Origin of the sequence: Massilia sp. YIM B02763, from assembly GCF_030412015.1 — a bacterium.
GTDB lineage: Bacteria > Pseudomonadota > Gammaproteobacteria > Burkholderiales > Burkholderiaceae_D > Telluria.
Genome location: NZ_JASNRD010000006.1, coordinates 208,391 through 220,242, shown reverse-complemented (window position 1 = coordinate 220,242; position 11,852 = coordinate 208,391). Strand labels below are relative to the sequence as shown.

Annotated in this window: 12 protein-coding genes; 4 read left to right on the top strand and 8 right to left on the bottom strand. The window is 66.4% G+C overall.

The window, feature by feature from the left end; genetic code table 11:
* Positions 1-104: 104 nt before the first annotated feature.
* Positions 105-644 carry a PaaI family thioesterase gene (locus tag QPK32_RS11265; RefSeq protein WP_374046732.1) on the bottom strand — a complete coding sequence of 180 codons (540 nt, stop codon included), beginning with the start codon at positions 642-644 and terminating at the stop codon, positions 105-107.
* 124 nt (positions 645-768) lie between these two features.
* Here QPK32_RS11265 and QPK32_RS11260 point away from each other — a divergent pair, with 124 nt between their 5' ends.
* Together QPK32_RS11260 and QPK32_RS11255 are read left to right on the top strand one after the other, a co-directional pair.
* A complete protein-coding gene (locus tag QPK32_RS11260; RefSeq protein WP_290412901.1) occupies positions 769-1,233 on the top strand; it encodes a MarR family winged helix-turn-helix transcriptional regulator in 465 nt (154 codons plus the stop codon).
* Between the two features lie 160 nt (positions 1,234-1,393).
* Positions 1,394-2,578 (top strand): thiolase family protein, encoded by a 1,185-nt coding sequence (locus QPK32_RS11255; RefSeq protein ID WP_290412900.1) that lies wholly within the window; start codon positions 1,394-1,396, stop codon positions 2,576-2,578.
* 38 nt (positions 2,579-2,616) lie between these two features.
* Here the strand turns inward: QPK32_RS11255 and QPK32_RS11250 are convergent, their stop codons facing one another.
* The gene (locus tag QPK32_RS11250) at positions 2,617-3,519 is read right to left on the bottom strand and encodes a LysR family transcriptional regulator (protein WP_308632515.1); all 903 of its coding nucleotides are present in this window, start codon (positions 3,517-3,519) and stop codon (positions 2,617-2,619) included.
* 108 nt (positions 3,520-3,627) lie between these two features.
* Here QPK32_RS11250 and QPK32_RS11245 point away from each other — a divergent pair, with 108 nt between their 5' ends.
* A complete protein-coding gene (locus QPK32_RS11245; RefSeq protein ID WP_290412899.1) occupies positions 3,628-4,641 on the top strand; it encodes a zinc-binding alcohol dehydrogenase family protein in 1,014 nt (337 codons plus the stop codon).
* Between the two features lie 4 nt (positions 4,642-4,645).
* Here QPK32_RS11245 and QPK32_RS11240 read toward each other — a convergent pair whose 3' ends face one another.
* From QPK32_RS11240 to QPK32_RS11215, 6 genes are all read right to left on the bottom strand, one after another.
* A complete protein-coding gene (locus QPK32_RS11240; RefSeq protein ID WP_290412898.1) occupies positions 4,646-5,209 on the bottom strand; it encodes a GNAT family N-acetyltransferase in 564 nt (187 codons plus the stop codon).
* A gap of 5 nt (positions 5,210-5,214) precedes the next feature.
* Positions 5,215-6,342 carry an acyl-CoA dehydrogenase family protein gene (locus tag QPK32_RS11235; protein WP_290412897.1) on the bottom strand — a complete coding sequence of 376 codons (1,128 nt, stop codon included), beginning with the start codon at positions 6,340-6,342 and terminating at the stop codon, positions 5,215-5,217.
* A 158-nt stretch (positions 6,343-6,500) separates the two neighbouring features.
* Positions 6,501-7,169, bottom strand: a complete 669-nt coding sequence (locus QPK32_RS11230; RefSeq protein WP_290412896.1) for an SDR family oxidoreductase — start codon at positions 7,167-7,169, stop codon at positions 6,501-6,503.
* Positions 7,170-7,244: 75 nt separating this feature from the next.
* Complete coding sequence (locus tag QPK32_RS11225) at positions 7,245-8,444, bottom strand: acetyl-CoA C-acyltransferase (RefSeq protein WP_290412895.1); 1,200 nt, start codon at positions 8,442-8,444, stop codon at positions 7,245-7,247.
* Positions 8,445-8,716: 272 nt separating this feature from the next.
* Entirely contained in the window at positions 8,717-9,901 is a 1,185-nt protein-coding gene (locus tag QPK32_RS11220) for an isovaleryl-CoA dehydrogenase (RefSeq protein ID WP_290412894.1), read from the bottom strand.
* A gap of 97 nt (positions 9,902-9,998) precedes the next feature.
* Entirely contained in the window at positions 9,999-10,400 is a 402-nt protein-coding gene (locus tag QPK32_RS11215; RefSeq protein ID WP_290412893.1) for a MerR family DNA-binding transcriptional regulator, read from the bottom strand.
* 149 nt (positions 10,401-10,549) lie between these two features.
* Here QPK32_RS11215 and QPK32_RS11210 point away from each other — a divergent pair, with 149 nt between their 5' ends.
* A complete protein-coding gene (locus QPK32_RS11210; protein WP_290412892.1) occupies positions 10,550-11,617 on the top strand; it encodes an MBL fold metallo-hydrolase in 1,068 nt (355 codons plus the stop codon).
* Positions 11,618-11,852 lie beyond the last annotated feature (235 nt).

Below are 11,852 nucleotides of genomic sequence, written 5' to 3'. Positions count from 1 at the left end.
AATTACGCTTTCGCAGCTTGACAGGCAAGACGGTATCTACGACGGCGTTCGCGTGATGCATTCGGCTTGGCCGTAGGGTGGGCACCACGTGCCCGCCAACCGCATCACCGCGCCGCGAACACCAGGCAGGTCGTGGTCGCATGCGCATACAGGCGACCGTCGGCATCGACGATGCGCCCTTCGGCGGTGGCGAGCTGGCGCCCGCAATGCAGCACCTTGCCGATCGCGCGCAAGGGCCCGCCGTCGAGGCGCGCGCCGCGCACCAGGTTCACGCTCAGTTCCGCCGTCGTGTAGGCCTGTCCCGCCTTCAGCATCGTCTGCACCGCGCAGCCCACGGCGGAGTCGAGCAGGGTCGCGTACCAGCCGCCGTGCACGGTGCCCATCGGATTCAGGTGCTTGACCTGCGGCGTGCCCTGGAACACGGCCTCTCCCTTGCTGGCCTCGATGAGGAAGAAATCGAGCGTCTCGGCGATCGGCGGATAGGGGAAGCGGCCGGCCAGCATGGCCTGCATGACTTCCAGGCCGCTCATGGCGAGCGCTTCGCCGGCCGGCACCACGCCGGGCCCGCCGCCGGCTTCGCGCACCCGCGCGCGCACGGCGCGCATCTGCTCTTCCCACTGCTGTGAAATCGATTGCATCTCCATTCCGGTCCCCTTCGTATCATCGAAACGTTGTTCAGTGTATATGCAACAGTGGGATGATGCTCAGCATTCAACATGCATGGGGTTATACTCGTCGGGACCACGCCAACCCAGCGGAAACCGTACCATGACATCGCGCGCCATCACGAATCTCAGCCTCTGCAACTGCCTCGCACTACGCCAGGCGTCCCGCTACATCACGGGCGTCTACGACCAGATGCTGAGCGCTGCGGGGCTGCGCGTGACCCAGTTCTCGATCCTGTACAAGCTGTCGGCGCTGGGGCCGATGACGGTCAACCAGATGTCGGCCGAGCTGGTGATGGACCGCACGACGCTGACGCGCAACCTGAAGCCGCTCGAACGCGACGAACTGGTCGTCTCCGGACCCAGCGAGCACGATCGGCGCGAGCGCGTGATCGACCTGACCCCGGCCGGCAAGGCCAAGGTCAAGGCGATGCTGCCGCTGTGGCGCAAGGTCCAGCAGACCTTCGAGCAGAACTTCGGCGCCGAGCGCGCGGACGAATTGCGCCGCCTGCTGCGCGACGTGGTCGACACCGGCATCCACGAACTCCAGCAAGGCGCACGGCGCTGATCCCGGGAATTTCACGCATGGCGCGGCGTCAAGGCAGTGCCGCATGCCGTGTTCCTGATATGTGTATATACTCCTGATTGCATGTAGAGTGTCGAGTGTCGACAGTCCGGTGCCGGATCCGATGCACCGGGCATCTTCCAACCAACCAGGAGTCTTCATCATGTCTTCGCGTGACATCGTCCTGTGCGCTCCCGTGCGCACCGCGATCGGCGCCTTCAACGGCAGCCTGAAAGCCATCCCCGCCGTGGAGCTCGGCGCCGTCGCCGTGCGCGCCGCCATCGAACGTGCCGGCATCGACCCCGCGCGCATCGACTCGGTCCTGATGGGCAACGTGGTCCAGGCCGGCAACCGCATGAACCCGGCACGCCAGGCGGCCGTCCATGGCGGCATTCCCGTGGACGTGCCGGCCATGACGCTGAACCGCGTGTGCGGCTCGGGCGCCCAGGCCGTCGTCTCGGCGGCGCAGGAAATCCTGGCCGGCGACTCGGAGATCGTGCTCGCCGGCGGCATGGAGAACATGGACATGGCCCCTTACCTGATGCCGCAGGCGCGCTGGGGCGCGCGCATGGGCCATGCGACGATCTACGACAGCCTGTTGCACGACGGCCTGAACGACGCCTTCTCCTCGCAGCACTCGGGCTGGCATACCGAGGACCTGGTCAAGGAGTCGGACATCAGCCGCCAGGCTCAGGACCGCTGGGCCGAACGTTCGCAGCAGCGCTTCTCGCAGGCGCAGGCGGCGGGCCTGTTCAAGGACGAGATCGCGCCGGTGGATATCAAGGGCAAGGCGGGCGTCACGCTGTTCGATACGGACGAAGCGAACCGGCCCGATACCACGCTGGAAAAACTGGCCAAGCTGAAACCGGCGTTCCGTCCGGACGGCACCATCACGGCAGGCAATGCGCCCGGCCTGAACAGCGGCGCTGCCGCCCTGATCGTGGCCGAGCGCGGCGCGGCCGAACGCCTGGGCCTGCAGCCCATCGCGCGCCTGGTCGCCTCCGGCGTGGCGGCCGTCGAGCCGGGCATGTTCGGCCTGGGCCCGGTGCCGGCCGTGCAGAAGGCGCTGGCGCGCGCCGGCTGGAAGGTGGGCGACGTCGACCGCTACGAGATCAACGAGGCGTTCGCCGCGGTGCCGCTGGCGGTGGCGCGCAAGCTGTCGCTGGCGGAAGACACGGTCAATGTCGAAGGCGGGGCGGTGGCGCACGGCCATCCGATCGGCGCCACCGGCGCGGTGCTGACGGTGCGCCTGCTGCACGCGATGCGGCGCGGCCTGGCGCAACGCGGCGTGGTCACGCTGTGCATCGGCGGCGGGCAGGGGATCGCGCTGGCGCTCGAAAAAATCTAAGCGATGGTACGTCGCCCCTGCCTGCGCAGGGACGACGGTTATACCGTCCCCTGCATCCTCCCCACCAAAAACTCGCGCAACACCCGCACCGCCGGCGACACCTGCTTGCGGTTCGCGAGCACCATGTACAGCGGCACGTTATTGCCCGCCCATTCGGGACACACGATGCGCAGCCGGCCGCTGGACAAATCGGCCTGCACGTCGATGCGCGAGCGGTAGCACAGGCCCAGCCCGTCCAGCGCCCAGCGCCGCACGATCTCGGAGTCGCCGGCCACGCGGTCGCCCTGCACCGTCACTTCGATCTCTTCTTCTCCCTTGCGGAAGCGCCAGCGGTCGTTGACCGTGTCGTCCAGCATGAAGCACAGGCAGTTGTGGCCGGGAAGGTCGTGCGGCGACGCCGGCACGCCGCGCCGCGCCAGGTAGGACGGCGCGGCGCACAGCACGCGCGGATTGTCCTGCAGCAGGGGCAGCGCCACCATGCCCGATTCGGGCGGCTTGCCGAAGCGCAGCGCGATGTCGACCGGTTCGCGGTAGATGTCGGCCAGGCGGTCGGTCAATTGCAGGCGCAGCCTCACGTCCGGGTGGCGCGTCTGGAACTCGTTCAGCCAGGGCAGCACGACGTGGCGACCGAGGTCGGACGGCATCGAGATCTGCAGCTGGCCCTCGACCTTGTCGTGGCCGGCCGCCAGCTCCTCCTCGGCGTCGCGCAGGCCGTCCAGCAGCGGCCGCGCCCTTGCCAGCAGGCGTTCGCCCGCCAGCGTCAGGCGCATGCTGCGCGTGGTGCGCACGAACAGCGGGGTGTCGAGGTCGGTTTCCAGGCGCTTGAGCGCGGCGCTGGCCACGGCCGGCGAGATGTCCAGCAAGCGCGCCGCCGCGGACAGGCCGCCGTGCTCGGCGGTGGCGACGAACAATTCGAGGTCCTGCAGGTTCCGGATACGCATCTTCAAAAAATGATTGAAATTGATTCGGTGATTACCTAGTTTATCAAAGATGCCCGACGGTGCAGAATGCTCATCATCGCAATCCGAACCCAGAACAAGGAGCCTGTCATGAAAGCCGTCGCTTACCAGACCAATCTTCCGATCGACCACGCCGAGTCGCTGGTCGACGTCACCCTGCCGGATCCCGTCGCCACGGGCCACGACCTGCTGGTCGAAGTGCAGGCCGTGTCCGTCAATCCGGTGGACTACAAGATCCGCGCCGGTTCGAAGCCGGCGGACGGCGAATGGAAAGTCATCGGCTGGGATGCCGCCGGCATCGTCAAGGCCGTCGGCCCCGACGTGACCCTGTTCCGTCCGGGCGACCGCGTCTGGTATGCCGGCTCGATCGCCCGCGCCGGCAGCAACAGCGAGCTGCAGCTGGTCGACGAGCGCATCGTCGGCAAGATGCCGCAATCGATCGACTTCACGGCCGCCGCCGCGCTGCCGCTGACGACGCTGACGGCCTGGGAACTGCTGTTCGACCGCCTCGAGATTCCGCAAGGGGATGCGGCCAAGGGCAAGACCCTGCTCGTGATCGGCGCCGCCGGCGGCGTCGGTTCGATCCTCGTGCAGCTGGCGCGCCAGCTGACCGGCCTGACCGTCGTCGGCACCGCCTCGCGCCCGGAAACGCGCGAGTGGGCCATCAAGCAGGGCGCCCACCACGTGATCGACCACAGCAAGCCGCTGGCTGCCGAATACGCGAAGACGGGCTTGAGCGCGCCGGAATACGTGGTCAGCCTGACGCACACGGAGCACCACTTCGACCAGATCGTCGAAGTCATCGCGCCGCAGGGCAAGTTCGGCCTGATCGACGACCCGGCCGAGTTCGACGTGCGCAAGCTGAAGCGCAAGGCCGCTTCGCTGCACTGGGAACTGATGTTCACCCGCTCGCTGTACGGCACCGCCGACATGGTCAAGCAGCACGAGATCCTGAACCGCGTTGCGGAACTGGTCGATGCGGGAACGATCCGCACCACGGTCAACGAGAACTTCGGCCGCATCGACGCCGCCAACTTGAAGCGTGCCCACGCGCTGCTGGAATCGAACCGGGCGCAGGGCAAGATCGTGCTGGCCGGGTTCTGAACCGTCAGCGCAACTTCAGCGTCATGTAGCTCAGGTCATGGCCGACGCCATCGATCCTGAGCATGTCGGCGATGCGGGCGACCATCGTGAAGCCCGCATCCAGGTAGAGGTCGACGGCGGGCGTGTTCCCGCTCAGGACTTCGAGGTCGATCCAGGCCATGCCGGCGCTGCTCCCGGCCCAGTCGACGGCCGTCGCCAGCAACTGGCGGCCCAGGCCGCGGCGGCGCCAGGCGCGGTGCACGCCCATGCCCAGCATGGCGCGGTGCGCGGCGCCAGGTTCCGGACGCGCGCGCAGGTCGACGTGGCCGGCGATGCCGCCGGTCGGGCCGATCGCCAGCCACAGGCGGCGCCAGCCCGGATCGCCCACGTCCTGCACGATGCCGCGGATGAACGCCAGGCGCAGGCCGGGCGGCATGTGCGAGGCGTCGCGCGGCAGCGGCTGGAACAGCGGATTGCCGTTCGTGCCGTTGTCGCGCAGGTGGTCGTCCAGGTAGGCGAAGAAGGGCGCCAGGTCGGCCTCGCCCGCCGGGCGGATCGCTGCCTGCGGCGGCGCCTGGATGGATGGCATCTCGTTCACAGCGCCCGGGCGATCAGGATCTTCTGGATGTCGCTGGTGCCTTCGTAGATCTGGCACACGCGCACGTCGCGGTAGATGCGTTCGATGGGGAAGTCGGCCACGTAGCCGTAGCCGCCGAACACCTGCATCGCGTTCGACACGACGCGCTCGGCCATCTCGGAGGCGAACAGCTTGGCCATGGCCGCTTCCTTCAGGCAGGGCAGGCCGGCGTCCTTCATCGCCGCCGCATGCAGGATCAACTGGCGCGCCGCCTCGATCTGCATCGCCATCTCGGCCAGGCGGAACTGCACGGCCTGGTGGTCGAAGATCGGGGCGCCGAAGCTGGTGCGCTCCTTCGCATAGGCCAGCGCCGCTTCGTACGCGGCCCTGGCCATGCCCACCGATTGCGAGGCGATGCCGATCCGTCCGCCCTCCAGGCCCGACAGGGCGATCTTGTAGCCTTGCCCTTCCGCGCCGATCAGGTTTTCGGCGGGAATGCGGCACTCGTCGAACACGATCTGCGCCGTGTCCGACGAGTGCTGGCCCATCTTGTGCTCGATGCCGGCGACGATGTAGCCCGGGGTATCCGTCGGCACCCAGAACGCGCTGATGCCCTTCTTGCCGGCCGCCTTGTCGGTCACCGCCATCACGATCGCCACGTCGCCGTGCTTGCCGCTGGTGATGAACTGCTTGCTGCCGTTCAGGACGTACGCGTCGCCGTCGCGCACGGCCGTCGTGCGCAGCGCGGCGGCGTCGCTGCCCGTGTGCGGCTCGGTGAGGGCAAAGGCGCCCAGCAATTCGCCGCTGGCCAGCGGGCGCAGCCAGCGCTCCTTCTGCGCCTCGTCCGCATACGCCATGCCGATCGAGCACACGGGGCAGTTGTTGACCGAGATGATGGTCGAGGTGCCGCCGTCGCCCGCCGCGATCTCTTCCAGCACCAGCGCCAGCGCCACGTAATCGAGGCCCGCGCCGCCGTATTCCTCGGGCACGGCCACGCCGAACGCGCCCAGGCGCGCCAGTTCCTGCAATTCCTCTTTCGGGAAGTGGTGCTCGCGGTCCCAACGGGCGGCGTTCGGCGCCAGGCGTTCCTGCGCGAAGGCGCGCAGGGCATCGCGGATCATCTGGTGTTCTTCGCTAAGTATCATGTCTCTGGTGGGGGCTCCCTGGACCTGCTGCGCGTTGCATTGTCGTCCTGCGATGCTCGCTGTACCCAAGTACAGCTGCGCTTCTCGGACGAAACTGCTGCCGCCCGCGACGGTCCAGGGAGCCCCTTTGGCGTTATAGGGTTGACGTTCAGTTCAGGTTACCAAGGGATCTGGGCACCATCGTAGTTCAGGAAGGCGCCGTTCTGCGACGGCTGGGCCTTGGCCAGGGTGGCGCGCAACGCCATGACGCTCTGCTCGACCGTCAGCGCGGCGGCGCTGCCGCCCATGTCGGTCTGCACCCAGCCGGGGTGGAAGGTCAGGCAGGTCGCGCCTTGCGGGCCGTAGGTCAGGGCGGCATCGGCCAGCACGGAATTGAGCGCCGCCTTGCTGGCGCGGTACAGCGAACCCTGGTTGCCGGTGCGCTCGCCGATCGAGCCCATGCGCGAGGAAATCACGGCCAGCTTGCCGCGCGTGGCGGCGACCAGCGGCGCGACGATCGGGATCAGGCGCATCGCGGCCAGCACGTTGGTGTGCATGACCTGGTCGAATTCCTGCTCGGTGGGGAAGCTCGCATGGTCGGGGCCGTACACGCCGGCGACCAGCCAGGCGGCATCGATCTTCTCGTCGTCGAGCTTCCAGCCCAGGCCGGCGATGCCTTCCGCATTCGTGACGTCGAGCTGGTGCGCCTCGGCGCCCAGGCGCTTCAATTCCTCGCAATCCGCGGCCTTGCGCGCCGTGGCGATCACGCGCCAGCCGTCGGCGCGGTATTGGCGCACCAGTTCGTGGCCGATGCCGCGCGATGCGCCGAGGATGAGAACGGTGGACATGGAAACCTCCTTGAGCTATAGCCAAACCATCAGCATAGCGTAGCGTGGAGGGCTCTGCCGTCCACGCGTCCAACATCACACCATCTCGATCGCCATCGCGGTCGCTTCGCCGCCGCCGATGCACAGCGAGGCCACGCCGCGCTTGCCGCCCGTCTTCTTCAGCGCGCCCAGCAGCGTGACGATGATGCGCGCGCCGGACGCGCCGATCGGGTGGCCCAGCGCGCAGGCGCCGCCGTGGATATTGATTTTCGAGTGAGGGATGTCCAGCTCGTGCATGGCGGCCATCGGCACGGCGGCGAAGGCTTCATTGATCTCGAACAGGTCGACGTCCTTCGGCGACCAGCCGGTCTTCTTGAACAGCTTGTTCAGCGAGCCGATCGGCGCGGTGGTGAACTGGTCCGGCTCCTGCGCATGCGTCGTGTGCGCCACGATGCGGGCGATCGGCGTCACGCCCAGTTCCTGGGCGGTCGATTCGCGCATCATGACGAGGGCGGCGGCGCCGTCGTTGATCGAGGACGAGGACGCGGCCGTGATCACGCCGTCCTTCTTGAAGGCCGGGCGCAGCGTGGGGATCTTGTCGACCTTGGCCTTCAGCGGGCCTTCGTCCTTCGAGACGACGGTCTCGCCCAGGCGGCTGGCGACGGTCACCGGCGCGATCTCCCAGTCGAAGTGGCCGCCTTCGGCGGCGTTCTGGGCGCGCTTGACGGATTCGATCGCGAACGCGTCGATCTGCTCGCGCGAGAAGCAGTATTTCGCCACGCATTCCTCGGCAAACGTACCCATCGACCGGCCTTCGCCCGTCTTCTCGTTGCGCGAATAGGCGTCTTCGAGGCCGTCCAGCATCATGTGGTCGAACATCGGCGCATGGCCGATGCGGTAGCCGCCGCGCGCCTTCGGGATCAGGTAGGGCGCATTGGTCATCGATTCCATGCCGCCCGCGACGACGACGTCGGCGCTGCCGGCCTTCAGCACGTCGTGGGCGAAGATCGCCGCCTGCATCGCCGAGCCGCACATCTTCGACAGCGTGACGGCGCCCGTCGACAGCGGCAGCCCCGCCTTGATCAGCGCCTGGCGCGCCGGGGCCTGGCCCTGGCCGGCCATCAGGCAGTTGCCGAAATAGACGTGTTCGACGAGGCTGGCATCGACGCCGGCGCGCTCGACGGCGGCCTGGATCGCCACCGCGCCCAGGTCGCTGGCGCTCTTCGAGGAAAAGTCGCCCTGGAAGGCGCCCATCGGGGTGCGCGCGGCACCGACGATAACGATTGGATCATGCATGGTGTTTGTCTCCGGATGATATGTTGGACTGCTATGGCAGACCTACCCGATCCGTCGTTCCTGCGAAGGCGTAAAAACAGTCCAGTGGACTGTTTTACCCCATGCTGAGCGTGCGATCAAAGGCACGGCCGACGACTTCGGTCATTCAGCATGGGTTCCCGCCTGCGCGGGAACGACGTTTCTGCGGCAGCGGGCTGGCAATGACGGCCTTTGCGGCTCTGTATGTGGACGCAGCCCGCGTCTCCCCTCTCTCCACAATCTGTATAGTTGATTTACATCGTTTCGCCGAACAGCTCGCGCCCGATCAGCATGCGGCGGATCTCGCTGGTGCCGGCGCCGATCTCGTACAGCTTGGCGTCGCGCCACAGGCGGCCGACCGGGTATTCGTTGATGTAGCCGTTGCCGCCCAGCGTCTGGATCGCTTCCCCGGCCATCCAGGTCGCCTTTTCCGCGCTGTACAGGATGGCGCCGGCGGCGTCCTTGCGCAGGGCGCGCACCTGCTCGGGGCTGCCCGCGCGATCGCAGGCCTGGCCGACGGCGTAGACGTAGGCGCGGCAAGCCATCATGGTCGAGTACATGTCGGCGATCTTGCCCTGCATGAGCTGGAATTCGCCGATCGCCTGGCCGAACTGCCTGCGTTCGTGGATGTAGGGCACGACCACGTCCATGCAGGCCGCCATGATGCCCAGCGGGCCGCCGGACAGCACGGTGCGTTCGAAGTCCAGGCCCGACATCAGCACGTTGACGCCCTTGCCCACGCCGCCCAGCACGTTCTCGACCGGCACTTCGCAATCCTGGAACACCAGTTCGCCCGTGTGCGAGCCGCGCATGCCCAGCTTGTCGAGCTTCTGCGCGATCGAGAAGCCTTTGAAACCTTTTTCGATCAGGAAGGCGGTCATGCCGCGCGGGCCGGCGTCGATGTCGGTCTTGGCATACACGACCAGGGTGTCGGCATCGAGACCGTTGGTGATCCACATCTTGGTGCCGTTCAGGACGTAGCGGTCGCCTTTCAGGTCGGCGCGCAGCTTCATGCTGACGACGTCGGAACCGGCGTTCGGCTCGGACATCGCGAGCGCGCCCACGTGCTCGCCCGAGATCAGCTTGGGCAGGTAGGTGCGCTTCTGTTCCTCGTTGCCGTTGCGCTTGATCTGGTTCACGCACAGGTTCGAGTGCGCGCCATACGACAGGCCCACCGAGGCGGACGCGCGCGAAATCTCTTCCATCGCGACGATGTGCGCGAGGTAGCCCATGTTGGCGCCGCCGTATTCCTCGCCCACGGTGATGCCCAGCAGGCCCAGCTCGCCCATCTTCTTCCACAAGTCCATCGGGAACTGGTCGGTACGGTCGATCTCGGCGGCGCGCGGGGCGATCTCGCTCGCCGCGAACTGTTGCACCGCTTCGCGCAGCGCGGCGATGTCCTCGCCGTGGTCAAAGGTCAATCCTGGCAGGTGCAGCATGGTTGTCGTCCCCATTCTCGTCTGGTTTATGGCTGAAGCCAGGCCAGATGATAGCGCGGAGTGACGTTAACGTAAACGTCAAGCGTCAAGGGTGTTTTCAGGCGGCATCCTTCTGCCCGGCTTCCGCCAGCAGGCGGCGGCACTCGTCCTCGTGCACGGCGATTTCCGCCAGCGACATCTCGATGTCGGCGCGCTGCTGTTCGAGGGTTTCGCGCTGGTGCGCCAGTACGCCCAGAAAGCGGTCGATCTGTGCAACCGTATCCTTGGGCGTTTCGTACATGTCGATGATGCTCTTGATCTCCGACAAGGTCAGGCCCAGGCGCTTGCCGCGCAAGGTCAGTTTCAGGCGGGTGCGGTCGCGTGGCGTGTACACGCGGTTGCGGCCGCCCTGGCCTTCGCGCATCGGACTGAGCAGCCCCTGGTCTTCGTAGAAACGGATCGCGCGGGCGGTGATGTCGAATTCGCGTGCCAGTTCGGCAATGGTATAGGTGGTGGCCATGGTGTCCTGCGGCTATGTAATGGCAGCGCCCGGAATCGCTTAGAATCGCAATCGGCGCTTGTTGTTTCCGTTTACGTCAACGTCAATGTCGACGTCAAGTGCATTGTAGCGCCCCGTGTGCCCGATCCCACAAAAAGCGAAAGACCGTCATGAATCCTCTCGAAGCCCAGCTGGCCTATCCCTTCGGCGACCAGGTTCCGTCCCCCGGCACGACGATGGAGGTCGTTCCCGGCCTGTCCTGGCTGCGCATGCCGCTGCCGTTCGCCCTCGACCACATCAATTTGTGGCTGCTGGACGAGCGCGGCGCGTCGGGGGAGGGCTGGTCGCTGGTCGACAGCGGCGCCGGTACCGACGCGACCCGTTCCGCATGGGAGCAATTGTTCGCAGGGGCGATGGGCGGGCGGCCGCTGCTGCGCCTGTTCGCCACCCATTGCCATCCCGACCACGTGGGCATGTCCGGCTGGCTGTGCGAGCGCTTCGGGGCGCCGTTCTGGACCAGCGCCGCCGAGTTCGGGTTCATGCGCATGATGGCGGCGGCGCTGCCCGGCGTCGACGGGCCGTCGGCCGTGCCGCACTTCCGCCGGCACGGATTGCGCGACGAAGGATTGCTGGCGCAGATGGAAAGCCGCCGCAACTACTATCCCTCGCTGGTGCCGTCCGTGCCCGTGGCCTACACGCGGCTGCAGGATGGCCAGCACGTCGCCATCGGCGGCACGCCATGGCGGGTGATCACGGGCTTCGGCCATTCGCCGGAACACGTGTCCCTGTATAGCGAGGAATGGAAAGTGTTGCTATCCGGCGACATGGTATTGCCGCGGATTTCGACCAACGTTTCCGTCTTCGCGGTGGAGCCGGAAGGCGATCCGCTGCGCCAGTACCTCGATTCGCTCGACAAGTTCGCCGATCTGCCGGACGACACGCTGGTGCTGCCCGCGCACGGAAAACCGTTCCGCGGCCTGCACGTGCGCATCGCCCAGTTGCGCGAACACCACGCCGCACGCCTCTCGGAAGTGCTGGCCGCCTGCGCCGAACCGCGCTCGGCGCTCGACATCGTTCCCCTGATGTTCCGCCGCCAGCTGGACGCCCACCAGCTCAGTTTCGCCATCGGCGAGGCGTTGGCACACCTGCATTACCTGCGCTTTGACGGTAGCTTGGAACGTGTAACCGGCCACGACGGGGTCATGCGGTTTGTGTTGAAAACGAACAACATCATATAAAGTCGCCGTCGTCGTAGATATCGCGACAAAAATTTCCTATAATCAACACATTATGTTGACGCTTGGGCTTTTGCGCCACGGTTTGCGCAAAGGCGCCAACACGCGCTTAATAAATTTCTGTAAAGTAACGATAGAGAGCTAAGCAAACGTTTGCTTTTTCCTGTAGGATATTTTTCACACTTATGTTATTGAAGGCCGAAAAGGGCCGGAATTGCTGGACAGCATGTGAGAATCA